Source organism: Mycobacterium sp. ACS1612, assembly GCF_001667505.1.
In the GTDB taxonomy this organism is placed as follows: Bacteria; Actinomycetota; Actinomycetes; order Mycobacteriales; family Mycobacteriaceae; genus Mycobacterium.
Map to the genome: position 1 here is coordinate 17,443 of NZ_LZHZ01000068.1, position 19,417 is coordinate 36,859.

A 19,417-nucleotide genomic window follows, 5' to 3' on the forward strand; every position below is an offset into this window, starting at 1 on the left:
GGTAGCCCACATTTCGTATAGCCTTGCTAACTTTATAGCTAGCATTGCTTATGAAATGACTGATCTGAGTGAGGTGCGGCTGGTCCGCACGGATGGCGACAGCTGGGACATCACCGAGAGCGTCGGTGCGACGGCGTTGGGGGTCGCGGCCGCGCGGGCCGCGGAAACCGCCCGGCCCGACGCGCTGATCCGCGACGAGTACGCGTATCTGCTCGCGTCGGCCGCCGGCCCGGCGTGGGCGCAGATGGCCAGCGCCGACACCGGATGGCTCGGCGACGACGAGTACGGCCGCCGCATGCACGAGATGGCGCGCGACTACCAGGCGGTGCGCACCCACTACTTCGATGCCTACTTCACCGCGGCAGCCCGCACGGGTATCCGCCAGGTGGTCATCCTGGCCGCGGGGCTGGACTCGCGCGCGTATCGGCTCGACTGGCCCGCGGGCACCACGGTGTTCGAGATCGACCAACCGAAGGTGCTCGACTACAAGACGTCGACGCTGGATGCCCACGGCGCGGTGGCCAAGGCGCGACGCGTCCCGGTCGCCGTCGACCTGCGTGACGACTGGCCCGCAGCGTTGATCGCCGCGGGCTTCGACCCGAGCCTGCCGACGGCGTGGCTGGCCGAAGGCCTGCTGCCCTACCTGCCCGGTGACGCCCAGGACCGGCTGTTCTCGTTGGTCACCGCGCACAGCGCGGCAGGCAGCGAGATCGCGGTCGAGGCGTTTCACCTGGACCCGTCGCAGTACTCCCCGGAACGGCGCGCGGCACGGCGGGAACGCACCGCGGCCCTGCGCGAGCGGCTCGGACTCGATCTCGACGTCGATACCTTGATGTACACCGACGACGAGCGCGCCGACACCGCCGAGTGGCTGGCCGACCACGGCTGGCACGTCGACGCCGTGTCCAGCGCCGACGAGATGGCCCGATTGGGGCGTCCTGCCGGTGACGATCTGGTCGATGAAGCTCTGGACAGCGCGTTTGTGCACGGCCGGTTCGAGGGGAGCGGCCGATGAGTTCATTGCGCACCGACAACGACACCTGGGACATCGCGACCAGCGTTGGCGCGACCGCCGTGATGGTGGCCGCGGCCCGTGCCGCCGAGACCGACCGGGCCGACGCGCTGATCCGTGATCCGTTCGCGAAGGATCTGGTGGCCGGCGCGGGCACCGGCATCTGGGAGTTCATGCTCGACAGCGCGTTCATCGCCAAGGTCGGCGAGGCGGATCCGGAAGTCGCCGCGATCATCGAGCACATGGGCAGCTATCAGGCGGTCCGCACGCACTTCTTCGACGAATTCTTCACCGCGGCGGTCGAGACGGGCATCCGTCAGATCGTCATCCTCGCGTCCGGTCTGGACTCCCGCGCCTACCGACTGCCGTGGCCCGCAGACACCACCGTGTTCGAGATCGACCAGCCCAAGGTGCTCGAATACAAGGCCGAGACGCTGAAGTCCCACGGCGCCACACCGCGTGCGAACCGCCGCGAGGTGCCGATCGACCTGCGGGATGACTGGCCGAAAGCATTGCGCGACAACGGCTTCGATCCCACACAGCCAACGGCGTGGTTGGCCGAGGGACTACTGATGTATCTGCCCGCCGATGCTCAGGACCGGCTGTTCGAGAACGTCACCGCGCTGTCCGCGCCGGGTAGCCGCATCTCGGCGGAGACGGTGGGCATCCACTCGGCCGAGCGCCGCGAGCGGATGCGCGAACGCTTCGGCAAGCTGGCGGCGCAGTTCGGCATCGACGACACGCTCGATGTGGGCGAGCTGACCTACGAGGATCCGGACCGCGCGGACGTCGCCGTTTGGCTCGCTGAGCACGGGTGGCGGTCGTCCGCCGTCGCCTCGCAGGACGAGATGCGCCGGCTGGGCCGCGCCGTGGAGTTGGCCGACACCGGCGACGACTCGTTCTCCACCTTCGTCAGCGGCGAGAAGCTGTAGTCCTTCCCGGCGTGGGCCCACACGTCAGTAGGGGATGACCCCTTTTGCACGTCCAGACGCGGCGTGTCGGTGTGCAAACACGGTCGCTCGGCGACAGGGAGCTGAACCTGTTGGCTGAGCCAACCGGTTGGTTAGGATCGGGTATCCGTCCTCGGGTCAGGAAGGCACCCCACCATGACCACCGAATCCGTCGCGCGCGAAACCGTCCAAACGCCGGCCGTCGACATCCCAGGCACCGTCAACCGGCTGCGGGAAACGTTCAAATCCGGCCGAACTCGAAGCGTCGAGTGGCGTATCCAGCAGCTTCAGGCGCTGGAGAAGATGATGAACGACAACGAGGGCGCCATCACCGAGGCCCTCGAGAAGGATCTGGGCCGCGGCCCGTTCGAGGCGTGGCTGGCCGATATCGCCAGCACCGCGGGCGAGGCGAAGGACGCCGCCAAGAACGTCAAGAAGTGGATGCGACGCAGGTTCCGGCTGCTGGAGATGTCGCAGTTGCCCGGCCGCGGATGGGTCGAATACGAGCCGTACGGCACCGTGCTGGTCATCGGCGCGTGGAACTTCCCGTTCGTGCTCACGCTGGGACCGGCCGTCGCGGCGATCTCCGCGGGTAACACCGTCGTGCTCAAGCCGTCGGAGGTGTGTCCCGCCTCCTCGGCGTTGATGGCCGAACTGGTGCCGCGCTACCTCGACAACGAGGCCATCGCGGTGATCGAGGGTGGCGCCGAGTGCAGTCAGGAACTGATCGCACAGGGCTTCGACCACATCTGCTTCACCGGCGGCACCGAGATCGGCCGCAAGGTCTACGAAGCGGCCGCACCGCATCTGACTCCCGTCACGTTGGAGTTGGGCGGAAAGAGTCCGGTGATCGTGTCCGCCGACGCCGACATCGACGTCGCGGCCAAGCGGATCGCATGGACGAAGCTGATCAACTCCGGGCAGATCTGCATCGCCCCGGACTACGTATTGGCCGACGCGAAGATTCGCGACGAACTCGTCGACAAGATCAAGGACGCGGTGACGACGTTCGAGGCGAACAACCCCGGCGGCAAGCGCATCGTGAACGAGCGTCACTTCGACCGGCTCACCACGTCATTGGCCGCGACCAAGGGTGAGGTCGTCATCGGCGGAGGTTCGGATGCGTCCACGATCAGCATCCAGCCGACGGTCGTCGTCGACCCGGACCCGGCCGAGCCGCTGATGACCGACGAGATCTTCGGGCCTATCCTGCCGATCGTGACCGTTCAATCGCTGGACGACGCAATCAGTTTCGTGAATTCACGGCCGAAGCCGCTGGCCGCCTACCTGTTCACCAAGACCAAGAGCATCCGCGAGCGGGTGATCAGGGAAGTGGCCGCAGGCGGCATGGTGATCAACCATCTGCTGTTCCACTTCGCGACCAACAAGCTGCCGTTCGGCGGCGTCGGTCCGTCGGGCATGGGCGCGTATCACGGCAAGTTCGGCTTCGAGCAGTTCAGCCACAAGAAGACCGTGATGACCAAGCCGACCCGACCCGACGTCGGCGCATTCATCTATCCCCCGTATACAGAGAAGGCTTTCAAGCTCGCCCGACGGCTGTTCTGAGAAAGGAACCTCATGCCAGGAGTGCAGGATCGCGTCATCGTCGTCACCGGGGCCGGAGGCGGACTCGGCCGCGAATATGCGTTGACGCTCGCCAGGGAAGGCGCCAGCGTCGTCGTCAACGACCTCGGCGGTGCCCGCGACGGCACCGGGGCCGGCCACTCGATGGCGGACCAGGTGGTCGAGGAGATCAAGGACGCCGGCGGCCGCGCCGTCGCCAACTACGACTCCGTCGCCGAACCGGAGGGCGCCGCGAACATCATCAAGACCGCGGTCGACGAGTTCGGCAAGGTCGACGGTGTGGTGAGCAACGCGGGCATCCTGCGCGACGGCACCTTCCACAAGATGGAGTTCGCCAACTGGGACTCCGTGCTCAAGGTGCACTTGTACGGCGGCTACAACGTGATTCGCGCCGCGTGGCCGCACTTCCGCGAGAACAGCTTCGGCCGTGTGGTGGTCGCGACGTCGACCAGCGGGCTGTTCGGCAACTTCGGGCAGGCCAACTACAGCGCCGCCAAGTTGGGCCTCGTCGGCCTGATCAACACGCTGGCCCAGGAAGGCGCCAAGTACAACATCAAGGCCAACGCCGTCGCGCCGATCGCAGCCACCCGGATGACCGAGGACATCCTGCCCAAGGAGGTCCTCGAGAAGCTGACGCCGGAATACGTGGCGCCTGTCGTCGCGCAGCTGTGCACCGAAGAGGTGCCCGAGACCGCTTCAATCTTCATCGTCGGCGGCGGCAAGGTGCAGCGCGCGGCGCTGTTCCAGAACGACGGCGTCACGTTCGACCACGTGCCCACCGTCGACGAGGTCGTCGCGAAGTGGGGCGAGATCACCGACCTGTCGGCCGCCAAGCACGCCACCTTCAGCCTCGGCTGACCGAATGAAAGCGCTTGTCGCGCAGGAGCTTTGCGGCCCGCCAGGTTTGGTGTACACCGACGTCGAAGACGTGCGCGTCGCGGATGCCGTCATCGTCGACGTCGGTGCGGCCGGAGTCAGCTTTCCCGACCTGCTGCTCCTGCGCGGTGAGTACCAGTTGCGCCTCGAGCCCCCGTTCATCCCGGGAATGGAGGTCGCGGGCGTGGTGCGGTCCGCGCCGTACGAGTCGGAGTTCAAGGAAGGTCAACGGGTCACCGCATTGGCGATGCTCGGCGGATGGGCCGAGCAGGTGGCGGTGCCTGCCGCCAACCTGAAACCGACGCCTGACGACATCGACGACGCCGAAGCCGTTGCGCTGCTTGGCAATTACCAGACGATGTATTTCGCGCTCGCCAAGCGGGGCGCGCTGCGGGCGGGCGAGACGGTGCTGGTGCTCGGCTCCGGCGGCGGTATCGGCACGGCGTCGGTGCAGATCGCCAAGGCGTTGGGTGCGCGCGTCGTCGCGATGGTGCATCGCCCGGAGGCCGCCGAATTCGTCAAGACGCTCGGTGCCGATGTGGTGTTACCTCTGACCGAGGGCTGGCTGCAGGCGGTGAAGGACGTGACGGACGGCCGCGGCGTCGATCTGGTGGTCGATCCGATCGGCGGCGAGGCGTTCGACGACGCGATTAGGGCACTGGATACCGAGGGCCGACTGCTGGTGATCGGCTTTGCTGCAGGCGGCATTCCGACCGTGAAGGTCAACCGGCTGTTGCTGCGCAACGTCAGTGTCATCGGCGTCGGTTATGGCGAGTACGTCAACCGCAAGCCGGGTGCTCAGGCGCTGTTCGAGTTCGGTGTCAACGAGTTGGTCAAGGCGGGCCTGCGGCCACCGCCGCCGATCAGGTATCCGCTCTCCGAAGGCAGCGCCGCGTTGCAGAGCCTGGCCGATGGCGGGGTGTTGGGCAAGGTCGTGCTGGAACCGTGAAGGCGTTGGCGTTCGACGTGTTCGGCACGGTCGTGGATTGGCGTTCCAGCATCATCGCCGAGCTGGAGCAGTTCGGCCAACGCCATGGGCTGCAACGGGATTGGGCCAGCTTCGCCGACGACTGGCGGGCCGGTTACGCCCCGGCGATGGACCGGGTGCGGCGCGGTGAGCTGCCGTGGACCAGGATCGACGACCTGCACCGGATGATCCTCGGCGAACTGCTTGGCGACACATCGGTGACGACCGAGGAGATCGACGAGCTGAATCGGGCATGGCACCGCCTGGACCCGTGGCCGGACAGCGTCGCAGGGCTGACGCGGTTGAAGGAAAAGTTCACCATCACAACGCTTTCGAACGGAAACATGTCGCTGCTGACCAACATGGCCAAGCGCGCCGGTCTGCCGTGGGACTGTGTGATCTCGGCCGAGCTGTTCCATCACTACAAGCCGGACCGGGAGGCTTACCTGGGCTGCGCCGACCTGCTCGGCGTAGAGCCGGATGAGCTGATGCTCGTCGCCGCTCATCCAAGCGACCTGAAAGCGGCCGGCGCCGTCGGATTGAAAACCGCCTACGTCGACCGGCCCCTGGAGAACGGGCCCGGCCGGCAGCCGCACCACGTCGCGCGCGATGAGTTCGACTTCACCGCGAAGGATTTCATCGACCTCGCCGAACAGCTCGGTGCGTAACGTGGTGGGGTGAACACAGCATTGCACCGGGCGGTGGAATTGCTCGCCGACCCACCGCCGAACCCCGACGTCAGCAAGGGCTACCTCGACTTGCTGGGCCGAACGGATTCCGCGGACACCCCCAAGAACACCGGGGTGATACAGGCCGCCTGGGCCTCGCCCGTCGGCTCGATGCTGTACGACAGGGGGCAGTTGCTCGCCCGTCGGGTGCTGACGGCGCTCGAGCACCCGACCGACTGGCTGGAACTCCCGCAGGGTGGCGTCGCGCTCGACGTCGGCAGCGGGCCCGGTAACGTCACCGCCTCGCTGGCCCGCGCTACCGGCCCGAACGGGCTGGCGCTCGGTGTCGACATCTCCGAACCCATGCTGGCTCGCGCGGTGCGCGCCGAAGCGGGGCCGCAGGTCGGCTTCATCCGTGCGGACGCGCAACGGCTGCCGTTCCGCGACGAGAGCTTCGACGCCGTGGTGTCCATCGCGATGTTGCAGTTGATCCCCAAACCGCCTGCGGCACTTGCCGAGATGGTGCGGGTGCTGCGGTCCGGGGCCCGGATGGCCGTGATGGTGCCGACCGCCGGGCGGCGGGGCGCGCTGATGCGGCTGCTGCCCGACGGCGGGGCGCACTTCTTCACCGATGACGAAATCGGTGACGTGCTGGAGGATCTCGGCCTTGTCGGAGTGCGCACGAAGAGCCTGGGCACCATCCAGTGGGTGCGCGGTAAACGAGCGTGAGCACCGGCGGAATCGTCCTCGTTGCGCTGGCCATCGCGGTCGGGCTGGTGGGCATCGTGGTGCCGCTGCTGCCGGGGACGCTTCTGGTGCTCGCGGCGATCGCGGTGTGGGCGTTCGTCGAGAACGACGTCACGGCCTGGGTGACCTTTGGTGTGGTGGCTGTGCTGTTGGCGGCGTCGACCCTGATCAAGTATCTGTGGCCGGCACGGCGTATGCGTGCCGCCGATGTCAGTACCTGGAGCCTGCTGGCCGGCGCGGTGCTCGGCATCATCGGGTTCTTCGTGATCCCGGTGGTCGGCCTGCTGATCGGGTTCGTGCTGGGCATCTACCTCGCCGAGTTGGCGAAGCGCCGCGATCAGCGGGTCGCTCGGACCTCCACCAAGCATGCCCTCAAAGGTGTCGCACTCTCGGTCGGCGTCGAACTCTGTGGCGCGCTGCTCGCCACCGCAGCGTGGGCGGTCGGAGTGTATCTGTCCGCATAGACCCGTTGCGGCTACCGTCTGGCTAGCATTGACAAGTTGGATCGAAGCGAGCCAATTAACCGTTGAGCTGGGGCGATGTGGCGTGAGCGATGTGCTGCCGACGGGGACAGTGACATTGCTGCTGGCTGACGTCGAAGGGTCTACCCACCTGTGGGAGACCCGCCCGGAGGCGATGACCGCCGCATTCGCACAACTCGATCAGCTGTTGGCGGAACTCGTCTCCACATACGGCGGCGCGCGGCCTCTCGAACAGGGGGAGGGTGATAGCTTCGTGCTGGCCTTCGGGCGGGCCGGCGACGCGGTGGCCTGCGCCATCGAACTGCAGAGGGCTTCGCCGCCACCGATTAGGTTGCGCATCGGTGTGCACTCCGGCGAAGCCCAACTTCGGGACGAAGCGAACTACATCGGCCCAACGATCAACAGGACCGCCCGGATACGAGACCTCGGGCACGGCGGTCAGACGCTGCTGTCGGGCACGACTGAGGAGATGGTCGGCGGTGGGCTTCCGCTCGCCGCGTGGCTGACCGAACTGGGGACCTACCCGCTCCGGGGCGTGGCGAGGCCCGAGCGGATCGTCCAGCTGTGCCACGCCGACCTTCGTAACGACTTCCCGCCGTTACGCACAACGTATTCTGCGGTGTCGCACAATCTTCCGGAGCAGCTGACCAGCTTCGTGGGCCGCCTCGAGGAAATCAAGCACGTCCGGCAGCTGGTGGCCGACAACCGGCTGGTCACCGTGACCGGAGCCGGCGGCGCCGGCAAGACCCGCCTTGCGTTGCAGGTTGCAGCAGACACGGCCGACGACTACAGATGGGTACGATTCGTCGATCTCGCGGCGGTCACCGAGCCGGAAAACGTACCGGTGGTCGTCGGCGCCGCGGTAGGGCTACCCGATCAGCCGGACGAGTCGACTATCGATGTGCTGATCCGGTTCATCGGGGACCGCCGAATGTTGATGCTGCTGGACAATTGTGAGCATCTACTCGACGCGAGCGCGCACCTCTGCGCATCTCTGTTGGGCGCGTGTCCGTCGCTGAGAATCCTGGCTACCAGCCGCCAGCCGATCGGCGTGACCGGCGAGGTGACATGGCGGATACCGTCGCTTTCGATCGCCGACGAAGCAACTGAGTTGTTCACCGACCGTGCCCGCCAAGTCCGCCAGGACTTCGCGGTCACCGCCGAAAACGTTGCGGCCGTGCGTGAGATCTGCCAACGCCTCGACGGGATCCCGCTGGCCATCGAGCTCGCCGCGGCTCGGGTACGCGCTCTGTCGTTGACCGAAATCGCCCAAAGCCTCCACGATCGCTTCAGCCTGCTCACCGGCGGAGCGCGGACAGCGATGCCCCGACAACAGACACTGCGCGCGTCGGTCGACTGGTCGCATGCAATGCTCTCCGGCTCGGAACGAATCCTGTTCCGGCGGTTGGCAGTGTTCGTCGGCGGGTGCGATCTCGAGGCCGTCCGTGTCGTCGCCGCCGACGACGACCTCGATCGGTATGCGGTGCTCGACCAGATCACGTCGCTCGTCGACAAATCGCTTGTGGTCGCCGAAGATTCGGCCGGCCATGCGCGCTATCGGTTGCTGGAGACCGTGCGTCAGTACGCGACCGAAAAGCTCGACGAGTCGGGGGAGAGTACGGCGGTCCGTAAGCGGCACCGCGATTACTACATGAAAATGCTGGACCTGCTCGGCACCAGGGTGCCGAATCGATATGAGCAATTGCACGACCAAGTCGTCACCGACATCGGCAACTTACGTGCCGCCTTCGCGGGTAGCGCGGACCTGGAAGCCGATCCGGACATGCTGACGCGAGCCGCCCGCGGCGCGGCTTGGCTCGTCGATCTTCCGCTGGCAGACCAACTGATCGACGCGGCAATCCGTGCCGGCGCGGGAGCAGAGGCGAGCATCCTGCGCGCACACAATTTGTCGATGCTGAACCGCGGCGCGGAAGCAAATGCGGTGCTCCTCAACGTCCTCGGTAACGAATCGGTCGAGGCTCACCACCCTGAACTGTTCTTCATGCGGGCAGCCAACACACTCTTCGCGCTGGCAGATCCCGAGAGTGCAAAAAAGTTGGCAGACGAGGAACTCAAGACCGCGACGTCCGTGGACGCGCGACGTCTCGTCGACGCGTTCCTCGTCGTCTACTGGGCGGCGATGGGCAAACCCCAGGTTGCGCTGGAGTCGATCGAGCGCGTCGCTGGAACGCACCTGCCCGACATCGCCGCACGCGTGACAGCCTGGGCGGCGGCCGTCGCTTTCGGAGATGCAGGATTACCCGGGGACGCCGCGGCTGCGGCCGAAGCCGGATACGCCGTACCGGTACGGGGCTTGATGATCATCACGGATGCCCATGTCGGTGCGCACCTGCTGGCGGGCCAGATCTACGCCGCACACAACACGGCGAACACGCTCAGCAGCCGCGCAACCTTTTACACGAGCGTGATATACGAGCAGCTATTCCGAGTCGTTGCGGCCAGGGCCGCATTGGGCGCCGGCCGACTGCACGACGCGCTCACTCTCCTGGAATCGGCCACCGTGACATTCGGTGCTATCGGCGCGACTCACGGGTGGGAGTACCGGACCCAGCTGTTGCTGACTGCGGCGCTGGCAATGGCCGGAATGACCGAGGAGGCCGACGCTGCGCTTTCCAGGCTTGACGACGTGCGCCACCCCAGTTGGCGATACCTCGATTACGAGTTGGGGATCGCTGAAGGATGGGTTGCCGCAAGCCGCGGAGCCCTCAGCGAAGCGATAGAGAAAACACTCGGGGCTGCGCAAATCGCAAGAGGCAATGGGCAATTCGCCGCGGAAGTGATGTGCTTGCAAACAGCTGCGCAATTCGGTGACAGTTCGTGCGCCAGCCGACTACGCGAACTGGCGAATGTGGTGGAAGGGCCGCGCGTTGTCATTGCGGGGCGGCTGTCTGCCGCTCTGGCGGCCGGTGACGCGGCTGCATTAGCAGCGGTATCAAATGAATTCGAGAACATCGGTGATGTCATCGCTGCTCTGGACGCAGCCGCTCACGCGGCGGTGATGTACCGGCGGCACGGAGCCGACGAACTCGCATCGGAATGTGCCAGGCGGGCAAGAACTCTGGTTGAGCGGTGTGGCGCGAGTACGCCTGCGCTTGTCGCCGCGCGCAACCCCTGAGGGACGCTCAGCCGAGTTGTTCGACGATCGCGTTGGAGTCGAGCCAGATGTTCTCGCGGCTGATCAGGCCGTCGCGGAATTCGAAGACATGCAATATCCGGAAGCTGATTCTTCGACCGCGGCCGGGCAGGCCGAGCAGCTCGCCGATCACGGTGCCCGTCATGATCTGTTCGAGGATCATGGCGTTGTCGGCCACGTACCGATGAAGGATTTCCTCGGTTTCCGCGCGGAGGTTGGCGGTGAGGTAGCGGTAGAAATCCCTGGCACCGTCGATGCCGTGGGTCGGGCTACCGGGGAAGCCGACGGCGTCGTGCTCGATGTCGTCGGTGTACACGGCAACCGCGCCGTCGACGTCGCCCCGCCCTTCAGCTTGTATGTGTTTCTCCACCAGTGACTGCATCGCTGCACTGTCCATCGGTCCTCCCCGACTCAGCGAATTGGGCGAACCCCTAACCCCCGGTCAAGCCTAGCCACCTGCGCCAATGTCCGACCAGGGTCACTCGCGCGCCGATCCTGATTGAGCAGCGGCAATGATCGCTCGGACGGTGCGCCGGCAGCGGCCGCATTCCGAGCCTGCGCCGCATGCGTCCGCAACCTGTTTGGACGTCGTCGCGCCTGCGCTCACGGCTCGGCCGATGGTGTCGCTGGTGACACCGAGACACAGGCAGACGTACATCAGGGCTCGATGCGCATGGCATGGGCCAGCCTGCCGACGAACAGTGGCGGATACGCGCCAACTCCTGCGTCGGAAAACCACTCGCTTGCGATGTCGGGCCGCTGCAACCAGTGCTTGACGCTCTCCGCGTCGGTCAACTCGTGCAGGAACATCACCTCGTCGGGATCGTCGAACGCTTCGAAGATCCGGACTCGACGAATTCCCGCCTTCAGGAACAGGTCTCGCGTCTCGCGGACATGTACGCGGAAACTGGCCGGGTCGTCGACCACCATGATGCCGACGACGACGATGCCCGGTGCCGCAGCCGAGTCGCCGACGAAGTCGAAGCGCTCGATGAGCTCACCGGCGAACACCGCGGGGAGGTCCTCGACGCCGACTGCGTCGAACCACTCGAAGAACGCCCGGGACCGCAACAGCTCGACAACCGGCTCGCGGGTCTCGAGCGCGATCGTCACCAGTACCCGCTCCGGATCCGTGGTCGAGGTGTAGACGAACACGTGATGCGCGCCGAGCGCACGGAGGCCGTCGCGGCGCCGCTGCAGCAGCGGCCATACCCGCGTCGGGTCGGGCACGCGGTAGTCGGTGGTCAGCACAAGCGAGTGTGCGGGCTCGTGATTCATCGTCGGTAAAGGACGGTACCGCCCGAGCAGGGTCGATTTGCGTTAGTGGCGAGCTCGCCGTGCCCACGCGTCGGAAAAACAGGTCGAAAATCGCCAGGGCGTTGCGCAATTAGCCCAGCAGCGCCGTTCGCACTCGCGCGAGGTCATCGGCCGTCACACCCGCGGCGGCCAAGTAGTCCCGAAGCGAACCGTAATTCTGCTCGATAGATCGCCGGGAGGCGTCGAGATAGTCCTCGTGTACACCCAACACGGCGTCGGTCAACCGGGCCTCGGCGAACGTGATCTCCTCGTCGGTGTCAGTACGCTCCCTGATCGAGGTCAGGATCTGCTCCCGCAGCCGCGGCACGGCGGCATTGCTACGCAGGAAATCCCCGACGATCACGTCGCGGTCGACACCGATGGCGTCGAGCACCGTCGCCACCGTGAAGCCGGTGCGATCCTTGCCCGCGAAGCAGTGCGTGATCACCGGCCGCTCATCGGCGAGCAGCGAAATGACTTGCCGCACAGCGCGTTGCGCGCCACTGAGCGTCGGGAACCGAAGATATTCCTCGGTCATGAACCGGCGGGCGGCTACCGCGATGTCTTCGTCGTCGGGCTTTTCGCTCATCATCTTCTGAAACGCCGTCTCATGCGGCGCCTCGCCGTCGACCGCGGCGACCTCGTGGAAGTGCAGCAGGTGCACCTCGACGCCCTGCGGCACCAGGCCCGGGCCGTGACGCTCCACCTCGCGGGCCGATCGGAGGTCGGCGACGTCGGTGATGCCCAGTCGGCGGAAGGTCTCCCGGCCGCCGTCGTCGAGGCGGCTCAGCTCACTGGACCGGAAGAACCGGCCCGGCCGGATGCCCGTCTCCTCCGCCACATCACGAAAGTTCCACGCCCCCGACAGTTCTCCCACGCCGACCGACACTAGGCAGTCACCGCCGCGCCCGATTGGCGGTTCACCGCCGCGCCCGATTGGCGGTTCACCGCCGCCGCGAACGCCGACTTCTCCCTGCCCAGTTCATTGCGCGCGATGGTCCGCATGTGCACCTCGTCGGGCCCGTCGAACAACCGCATCGCCCGGTGCCAGCCGTACAGCCGGGCCAGCACGGTGTCGTCGCTGACGCCCGCGGCGCCGTGCACCTGGATCGCCCGGTCGATCACGTTGCACGCCATCTGGGGCGCGACGGCCTTGATCATCGCGACCAGCTGCTGGGCGTCTTTGCTCTTGTTACCGTGCTGGTCGATGGTCCACGCCGCCTTGTGGCACAGCAGCCGGGCCTGGTCGATCTCGTTGCGCGACAACGCAACCTGCTGTTGCACCACACCCTGTTCGGCCAGCGGCTTACCAAACGCGATGCGGCTGTTGACGCGGGCGATCATCAGCGCCATGGCCCGCTCGGCCACCCCGATGGCGCGCATGCAGTGGTGGATGCGGCCCGGTCCGAGTCGAGCCTGTGCGATTGCGAACCCGCCGCCCTCCTCGCCGAGCAGATTGGCCACCGGCACCCGCACATTGTCGAAGCTGATCTCGCAGTGCCCGTGTTGGTCCTGCCAGCCGAACACCGGAAGCGAACGCTCGATCGAGACACCAGGGGTGTCGACCGGCACCAGGATCATCGACTGCTGCTGGTGGCTTGCCGCGTCCGGGTTGGTGCGGCCCATCACGATCAGGATCTTGCAGCGCGGGTCGGCCGCACCCGAGATCCACCACTTGCGCCCGTTGATCACGTAGTCGTCGCCGTCGCGCAGCATCGTCGTCTGGATGTTGCGCGCGTCGCTGCTGGCCACCGCGGGCTCGGTCATCGCGAACGCGCTGCGGATCTCGCCGTTGAGCAGCGGCTCGAGCCACTGCTTGCGCTGCTCCTCGGTGGCGAACAGGTGCAGCGTCTCCATGTTGCCGGTGTCGGGCGCGGCGCAGTTGGTCGCCTCGGGGGCCAACTCCATGCTCCACCCGGTGAGCTCGGCCAGCGGCGCGTACTCCAGGTTGGTCAACCCCGATTCCGCAGGCAGAAACAGGTTCCATAGCCCGCGATCCTTGGCCAGCTTCTTGAGTTCCTCGACGACCGGCGGAACCGTGTGATCCTTGGGGCCCTTCTCCTCGCGATATGCGTCGTAGGCGGCTTCGGCGGGGAAGACGTGCTCGACCATGAAATCAGTCAGCCGGTCGTAGTAGTCCTGGCCCTTGGCCGACATCGCGAAGTCCATGCGGCCACGATATGACACCTGTCTGTTAAGGGAATCACGGTGGCTCGTCGGGCGTACAAACATGACATGACCGAGAGCCGTCCACCGTTTCCCCCGTTCAATGTCGAGACCGCGCGCCAGAAGGTTCAGGCCGCCGAGGATGCCTGGAACACTTGTGACCCCTACAAGGTCAGCCTCGCGTACACGGTGGACTCGCATTGGCGCAACCGCGACCAGCACATCCTCGGACGCGAACAGATCGTCGAGTTCCTCACCCGCAAGTGGGAACGCGAACTGGACTACGTACTCCGCAAGAGCCTATGGGGCTTTCGGGAGAACCGGATCGCGGTGCGCTTCCAATACGAATGCCATGACGCCGACGGACAGTGGTACCGCAGTTACGGCAACGAACTGTGGGAGTTCACGCCGGAAGGCCTGATGGCGCGCCGGGAGGCCAGCATCAACGACGTCAAGATCGAAGAGTCGGAGCGGCGCTACTTCGGCCCGCGGCCGGAATCGGAGTACGGGCTCGACATCCCGCTATGGTGACCCGACTCCGACGAGGCTGAGACCGGGGATGCGGTAGCCGGTCTGCGTCGCGAACGGCCGCAGATCGGCCTCCGCGTTGTCGCGGATCGTGGACGTGATGTCATCGGGAAGCGATGCGAGCAGCGCGGCCACCGGGCCAGCCAGCGATGGCACAATGCGCCACCAGTCGTCGAACGACCCGACCCGCATCGGCACCGCGACTTCACTGACCTCGACGCCGTGAAAACCGCCTGCTGAGAGGACGTCGGCGAGCGCCCCGCTTTCCGAAAGCGCGAAGGGGCCAGGCGCACCCAGCGGCGGAACGGGCGCGCCGAATTGAGCGCTGAGCGCGTCGAGGAGGGCGCTGAGCCACGGGTTCGTCGCAGGCGGTCCCCAGACGGCGAACACCGCCCGACCACCGGACCGCAGCACGCGGCAAGCCTCCTGCGCCGCTGCGGTCGGATCGGACACGAGCATCAGTGCCTCGCGGCACAGCACCTTGTCGAACGACGAGTCCGGGACGTCGAGGTGCTCCATGTCCAACTCCCGCGTCACGACGTTGCGTAGTCCCCTGCGCTCGGCACGTTCCGCGGCGATTGCGGTCATCTCGGGGGCGACGTCCGACAACACCACCCGGCCGTCGGGGCCGACGAGCGCGGCCGCCGAGAACCCGACCCCGCCGGGTCCGCAGCCGAGTTCGAGGACGGCCTCACCGGGCCGGATGTCGGCGGCGGCCAGCATGGCCTGGCCTACAACAGCACCACGCTCGTCGACGTAGTCGGCGTACTCACCCCACGACGGCGCCACCGCGGACCACATCGCGTGCAGCGGATTCGTGCTCATCGGTCCACATTAAGACAGCAGGGAGACCCTCCCCGGAAGGTCAGCGGGGAGGGCCTCAGGAGGTATGTCTGGTTATTCGCCGACAGGTATGTCTGGTTATTCGCCGACAGGTATGTCTGGTTATTCGCCGACAGGTATGTCGATCACGAACGCGCGGTCCCTGTGCCAGCGATGGCCGGGCATCACGACGACCGGCGGCCGGGCGATGGTGCCGGGGTTGGCGACGATGCCGGGCCGCGGCTTCGGGTCGTGGGTCGGGTAGGTCCCGGCGTTGGCCATCCCGGCCAGTCCGAGTGCGGCGCCGCCGAGGACGCCCACGGAGATGGCGGGAAGGGCGATGTAACGGGCCAGGCTGCGGGTGATCTTCATCTGAGTTCTCCTGTGGGGTTCGGGTTTTGAGAAACCCTCCCCGGGGCTACTTCGGGGAGGGTTCCGGTCTGGGGGTATCAGCGGGTGTAGCCCTGCTGCAGGTCGGCAAGATGGTGCACACCGTGGTGCCAGCGCCAGCCGGGCTGGGCCTCGGGCGCGGGGTGGGCCTTGACCGACGGCGCCGCAACGGTGTTGGGCTGATGCACGTCGGTGGTCACAGCGCCTGCGGTGCCGGCCAGGCCGAGCGCGGCGCCGCCGATGATGCCGGCCGAGACGATCGGCAGGGCAGCAAAACGTGCGTAGCGTGCGAAGTTCTTCATGTGAGTTGTCCTGTCTCCGTTGACTTTTGGTCTTCTCTGCCGGTGTGTTCCTGCGTTGACATAAGACTGCCGGTTTTGGCGCGCGATGTATGTCCGGCGATCGGAGGTTGGACAGGATGAATCGACCGTCCCCCAATCGGGGGACGGCGCGACGGGGTTGGTGTCAGGCAGGCAGATTCGAGGCGACGGCGGCCAACGCAGCCAGGTGGTCGTCGACCGTGCGAAGGCCGGCGCCCATCGTGTTGACCGACACGTGGGTGGCTCCTGCGGCGGCCCACTTGGCGAAGTCCTCGGCCGCCTGCTCGAGGTCACCACGCCAGTTGACGCGGCCCTCCATGCCGAGCGCCGACGCGTCCCGGCCCGCGGCGGTGGAGGCCCTCGCCACGATGTCGCGGGCCTCGTCGAGTTTCGGGCCAGGGGGCATCATCGGAAACCAGCCGTCAGCCAGCCGGCCCGCACGCTCCAACGCCGGCCGCGACGCGGCGCCGATCCACACCGGGATGGGCCGCTGGGCGGGCAGCGGGGCGAGACCTGCACCGGTGACCCGGTGATGCTTGCCTGCGAACGTCACCGACCGCTCAGTCCACAACCGACGCATCACCTCGACCTGCTCGCCCAGCCGCCTGCCGCGGGTGGAGAAGTCCTCGTTCAACGCCTCGTACTCGACGGCGTTCCAGCCGAGCCCGACGCCCAGCCGCAACCGTCCGTCGCTGAGGAGGTCGACTTCGGCGGCCTGTTGGCGACCAGCACCGCCTGCCGCTGCGGCAGGATGATGATCCCGGTGACCAGCTCCAGCGTCGTGGTGATGGCAGCCAGGTAGCCGAACATCACCAGCGGCTCATGGAACGTGGTGGAGATGTCGTAGGGGCCGGCCCAGTCCTTGTACACCGCCGGGTCGGCGCCGACGACGTGGTGTAGGCCAGCAGATGGGTGAAACCCAGTTCCTCGACGCGCTTGCCGTAGGCACGCACCGCCGACGGGTCACCGCCGAGTTCGGTCTGGGGAAACACCACGCCGATCCGCATACCGTGCGTCAACGCGGCGAGGCCCTCCCCCAATTCCTCGGGAGAGGGCCTCGGTAGCGTTGATCAGCGGATGTATTCCGGCCGCAGCGCCTCGACGTGGTGGATCCCGTGGTGCCAGTACTGGCCAGGCATGACCACGGGCGCCGGGTGTGCCTTGATGTCGGGCGTGGCCACCACGTCTGGCTGGCGCACGTCCGCGTTGTTGGCCGCACTGGCCACCCCCGCGAGGCCGAGGGCCGCGCCCCCGATGATGCCTGCCGAGACGATCGGAAGGGCGAAGTAGCGGGCGAATCTTTTGCACTTCATGTGAGTTCTCCTGTGTTCGTTGACTTTTCGTGGTTCTCGCCGGCGTTTCCGGCGATGACTCAAGACTGTCGGCCCGCGGGCCGTTTGTATGTCCGGTGATCGGCCCCCGACACGGCGGAATTGTGGGTCCCCCAATCGGCGGAAGAACGGCCCGTTGCTGTGCGACGCTGACTTCATGACCAGCGAAAAGGTGCGCGTGGTTGTGGGTGACGACCACCCACTGTTTCGCGAGGGGGTGGTCCGGGCGCTGACTTCCAGCGGGTCCATCGACGTGGTGGCGGAAGCCGACGACGGTCTGTCAGCGCTCGACGCGATCCGGACGCATTCGCCGCAGGTGGCGCTGCTGGACTACCGCATGCCCGGCATGGACGGCGCCGAAGTCGCGGCCGCTGTGCAACGAGACGAACTGCCGACCCGGGTGCTTCTGGTGTCCGCGCATGACGAGTCCGCGATCGTGTTCCGGGCGCTGCAGGAGGGCGCGGCCGGTTTCCTGCCGAAGGAATCGACTCGAAGCGAACTGATCGCAGCGGTCCTGGACTGCGCCAAGGGCCGCGACGTCGTCGCGCCGAGCCTGGCCGCGGGCCTGGCCGGAGAGATCCGCAAGCGAGCCGAACCCGAGGGCCCCGTCCTCAGCCCGCGCGAGCGGGAGGTGCTGAAGCTGATCGCCTCGGGCAGCAGTATCCCCGCGATGGCCAAGGAGTTGTACCTGGCACCGTCGACCGTCAAGACCCATGTGCAGCGCCTCTACGAGAAACTCGGTGTCAGCGACCGCGGCGCCGCCGTCGCCGAGGCGATGCGCCGCAAGCTGCTGGAGTAGCATGACGCGCCTCGTCCAGCGATTCGTCGACTTCCTCGCGGCGGAACCGGTACGCGTCTCGGCGATTCTGCGGCTACCGCTGATCGGCCTCATCGCCGTGCTGGTGTGGATATGGGAGGTCGACCACTGGCTGCCGGGTCTCTACGCCGTGATTCTCGGTTTGTATGCCGTGGCTGCGCTGCTGTGGCTGGGCGCCGTGCTCAAGGGGCCGGTGCCGCGGTGGGGGGATTGGGCGTCCACGGCCGTCGACCTGATCGTGATCCTCTCGCTGTGTCTGGTGTCGGGCGGCGCGACCGCGGCGCTGCTGCCGGTCTTCTTCCTGCTGCCGATCTCGGTGGCGTTCCAGGACCGGCCGTGGATGACGGCGATCATCGGAACGGTCACGGCGGCAGGCTATCTCGCGGTGTGGATCTTCTACTCCGAGCGCGACGACAAGGTCGGCCTGCCGAACATGGTGTACACGCACTTCGGCTTCCTGCTGTGGTTGGCCGTCGCGATGACCGCACTGTGCTACGTGCTGGCCCGACGGTCCGCGCGGGTGCGAGCGCTGCAGGAAATGCGGCGTCAACTGGTTTCGGAGGCAATGCAATCCGACGAGCGGCACAACCGCGAGGTCGCCGAGCATCTGCATGACGGTCCGCTGCAGACACTGCTTGCCGCGCGGCTCGAACTGGATGAGGCCCGGGAACGCAACCCCGACCCCGCACTCGACATGGTGTACGCGGCGCTGCAGGAAACCGCGACCGGGCTGCGATCGACCGTCACACAGTTGCATCCCCAGGTGCTGGCTCAACTCGGGCTGACGCCGGCGGTGCGGGAACTGTTGCGGCAGTTCGAATCCCGTACTGAACTGTCAGTGCAGGCCGACCTCGACGATGTCGGCAAGCCAGAATCACAGGCGTTGCTGTATCGGGCGGCGCGCGAGCTGCTGACCAACATCGGCAAGCACGCCAAGGCGACCACGGTCCGGGTCGGTCTCACTCGTAGGGACGATCGCATCGTGATGACCATCGACGACGACGGAACCGGCTTCGACCCCGCGATCGTGGCGCAGTACGTCGCCGACGGCCACATCGGTCTCGGCTCGCTGCTGGCGCGGTTCGATGCGATGGGCGGGTCGATGGAGATCAACTCACAGACCGGCTACGGCACCCAGGTGACGGTCACCTCTCCCCGCGAGCCGGTCACCGCTTCCGGCGAGCAGACGTAGAAGGTTCCGTTTCCGCGGAAATTTGTGACCCTCTGCGTCTGCTCGCGCTGATATAGGTCGATAGTCCTTCACAAACGCCTCCGGGGGTGTCAGGAAGGGATTGTCAGTAGTTCCC

General features: G+C 66.6%; 21 protein-coding genes and 1 pseudogene. 12 read left to right on the plus strand and 10 right to left on the minus strand.

The features are described from left to right. Positions 1 to 55: 55 nt before the first annotated feature. The 9 genes from A5724_RS29905 (at position 56) to A5724_RS29945 (ending at position 10,422) form a co-directional block, all read left to right on the plus strand. Complete coding sequence (locus A5724_RS29905; RefSeq protein WP_067810911.1) at positions 56 to 1,015, plus strand: class I SAM-dependent methyltransferase; 960 nt, start codon at positions 56 to 58, stop codon at positions 1,013 to 1,015. Then, positions 1,012 to 1,944 (plus strand): class I SAM-dependent methyltransferase, encoded by a 933-nt coding sequence (locus A5724_RS29910; RefSeq protein WP_067810914.1) that lies wholly within the window; start codon positions 1,012 to 1,014, stop codon positions 1,942 to 1,944. The genes A5724_RS29905 and A5724_RS29910 overlap by 4 nt, the downstream gene beginning before the upstream one ends. Before the next feature lie 174 nt (positions 1,945 to 2,118). Beyond that, the gene (locus tag A5724_RS29915) at positions 2,119 to 3,528 is read left to right on the plus strand and encodes an aldehyde dehydrogenase family protein (RefSeq protein WP_067810916.1); all 1,410 of its coding nucleotides are present in this window, start codon (positions 2,119 to 2,121) and stop codon (positions 3,526 to 3,528) included. Between the two features lie 12 nt (positions 3,529 to 3,540). Then, entirely contained in the window at positions 3,541 to 4,404 is an 864-nt protein-coding gene (locus A5724_RS29920) for an SDR family oxidoreductase (protein WP_067810918.1), read from the plus strand. 4 nt (positions 4,405 to 4,408) lie between these two features. Next, positions 4,409 to 5,371 carry an NADPH:quinone oxidoreductase family protein gene (locus A5724_RS29925; RefSeq protein WP_067810920.1) on the plus strand — a complete coding sequence of 321 codons (963 nt, stop codon included), beginning with the start codon at positions 4,409 to 4,411 and terminating at the stop codon, positions 5,369 to 5,371. Beyond that, positions 5,368 to 6,057, plus strand: coding sequence for a haloacid dehalogenase type II (locus tag A5724_RS29930; RefSeq protein ID WP_067810923.1), 690 nt, complete (start codon positions 5,368 to 5,370; stop codon positions 6,055 to 6,057). Before A5724_RS29925 ends, A5724_RS29930 begins: the two co-directional genes overlap by 4 nt. Positions 6,058 to 6,066: 9 nt before the next feature. Next, entirely contained in the window at positions 6,067 to 6,786 is a 720-nt protein-coding gene (locus tag A5724_RS29935) for a methyltransferase domain-containing protein (RefSeq protein WP_067810926.1), read from the plus strand. Further along, positions 6,783 to 7,268, plus strand: coding sequence for a DUF456 domain-containing protein (locus tag A5724_RS29940; RefSeq protein WP_067810929.1), 486 nt, complete (start codon positions 6,783 to 6,785; stop codon positions 7,266 to 7,268). Before A5724_RS29935 ends, A5724_RS29940 begins: the two co-directional genes overlap by 4 nt. Before the next feature lie 82 nt (positions 7,269 to 7,350). Further along, a complete protein-coding gene (locus A5724_RS29945; protein ID WP_067810931.1) occupies positions 7,351 to 10,422 on the plus strand; it encodes an adenylate/guanylate cyclase domain-containing protein in 3,072 nt (1,023 codons plus the stop codon). A 7-nt stretch (positions 10,423 to 10,429) separates the two neighbouring features. Here A5724_RS29945 and A5724_RS29950 read toward each other — a convergent pair whose 3' ends face one another. From A5724_RS29950 to A5724_RS29970, 5 genes are all read right to left on the minus strand, one after another. After that, complete coding sequence (locus A5724_RS29950) at positions 10,430 to 10,837, minus strand: nuclear transport factor 2 family protein (RefSeq protein ID WP_067810934.1); 408 nt, start codon at positions 10,835 to 10,837, stop codon at positions 10,430 to 10,432. An 81-nt stretch (positions 10,838 to 10,918) separates the two neighbouring features. Then, positions 10,919 to 11,098: a bacterioferritin-associated ferredoxin gene (locus tag A5724_RS29955; RefSeq protein WP_067810936.1), complete on the minus strand. Its 180-nt coding sequence runs from the start codon at positions 11,096 to 11,098 to the stop codon at positions 10,919 to 10,921. Continuing rightward, positions 11,098 to 11,718, minus strand: coding sequence for a fatty-acid--CoA ligase (locus A5724_RS29960; protein WP_067810939.1), 621 nt, complete (start codon positions 11,716 to 11,718; stop codon positions 11,098 to 11,100). The genes A5724_RS29955 and A5724_RS29960 overlap by 1 nt, the downstream gene beginning before the upstream one ends. Before the next feature lie 109 nt (positions 11,719 to 11,827). Next, complete coding sequence (locus A5724_RS29965) at positions 11,828 to 12,613, minus strand: tyrosine-protein phosphatase (RefSeq protein ID WP_369830681.1); 786 nt, start codon at positions 12,611 to 12,613, stop codon at positions 11,828 to 11,830. Positions 12,614 to 12,624: 11 nt separating this feature from the next. Further along, entirely contained in the window at positions 12,625 to 13,893 is a 1,269-nt protein-coding gene (locus tag A5724_RS29970; RefSeq protein WP_197518838.1) for an acyl-CoA dehydrogenase family protein, read from the minus strand. 78 nt (positions 13,894 to 13,971) lie between these two features. Here A5724_RS29970 and A5724_RS29975 point away from each other — a divergent pair, with 78 nt between their 5' ends. Continuing rightward, positions 13,972 to 14,433 (plus strand): nuclear transport factor 2 family protein, encoded by a 462-nt coding sequence (locus tag A5724_RS29975; RefSeq protein WP_067810948.1) that lies wholly within the window; start codon positions 13,972 to 13,974, stop codon positions 14,431 to 14,433. On the opposite strand, the gene A5724_RS29980 is transcribed toward A5724_RS29975, so the two are convergent. From A5724_RS29980 to A5724_RS30000, 5 genes and pseudogenes are all read right to left on the minus strand, one after another. Then, positions 14,425 to 15,255, minus strand: coding sequence for a class I SAM-dependent methyltransferase (locus tag A5724_RS29980; protein WP_067810950.1), 831 nt, complete (start codon positions 15,253 to 15,255; stop codon positions 14,425 to 14,427). The genes A5724_RS29975 and A5724_RS29980 overlap by 9 nt on opposite strands. Before the next feature lie 120 nt (positions 15,256 to 15,375). Then, positions 15,376 to 15,624, minus strand: coding sequence for a hypothetical protein (locus A5724_RS29985; RefSeq protein ID WP_067810954.1), 249 nt, complete (start codon positions 15,622 to 15,624; stop codon positions 15,376 to 15,378). A 77-nt stretch (positions 15,625 to 15,701) separates the two neighbouring features. Further along, positions 15,702 to 15,944, minus strand: coding sequence for a hypothetical protein (locus tag A5724_RS29990; RefSeq protein WP_067810958.1), 243 nt, complete (start codon positions 15,942 to 15,944; stop codon positions 15,702 to 15,704). A 163-nt stretch (positions 15,945 to 16,107) separates the two neighbouring features. Continuing rightward, positions 16,108 to 16,969, minus strand: a pseudogene (locus A5724_RS29995) (LLM class F420-dependent oxidoreductase). Positions 16,970 to 17,032: 63 nt separating this feature from the next. Next, positions 17,033 to 17,275, minus strand: coding sequence for a hypothetical protein (locus A5724_RS30000; RefSeq protein WP_067810962.1), 243 nt, complete (start codon positions 17,273 to 17,275; stop codon positions 17,033 to 17,035). A 175-nt stretch (positions 17,276 to 17,450) separates the two neighbouring features. Here A5724_RS30000 and A5724_RS30005 point away from each other — a divergent pair, with 175 nt between their 5' ends. Continuing rightward, positions 17,451 to 18,092: a response regulator transcription factor gene (locus A5724_RS30005; RefSeq protein WP_067810971.1), complete on the plus strand. Its 642-nt coding sequence runs from the start codon at positions 17,451 to 17,453 to the stop codon at positions 18,090 to 18,092. A gap of 1 nt (position 18,093) precedes the next feature. After that, positions 18,094 to 19,302: a sensor histidine kinase gene (locus tag A5724_RS30010; RefSeq protein WP_067810965.1), complete on the plus strand. Its 1,209-nt coding sequence runs from the start codon at positions 18,094 to 18,096 to the stop codon at positions 19,300 to 19,302. Positions 19,303 to 19,417: the final 115 nt, after the last annotated feature.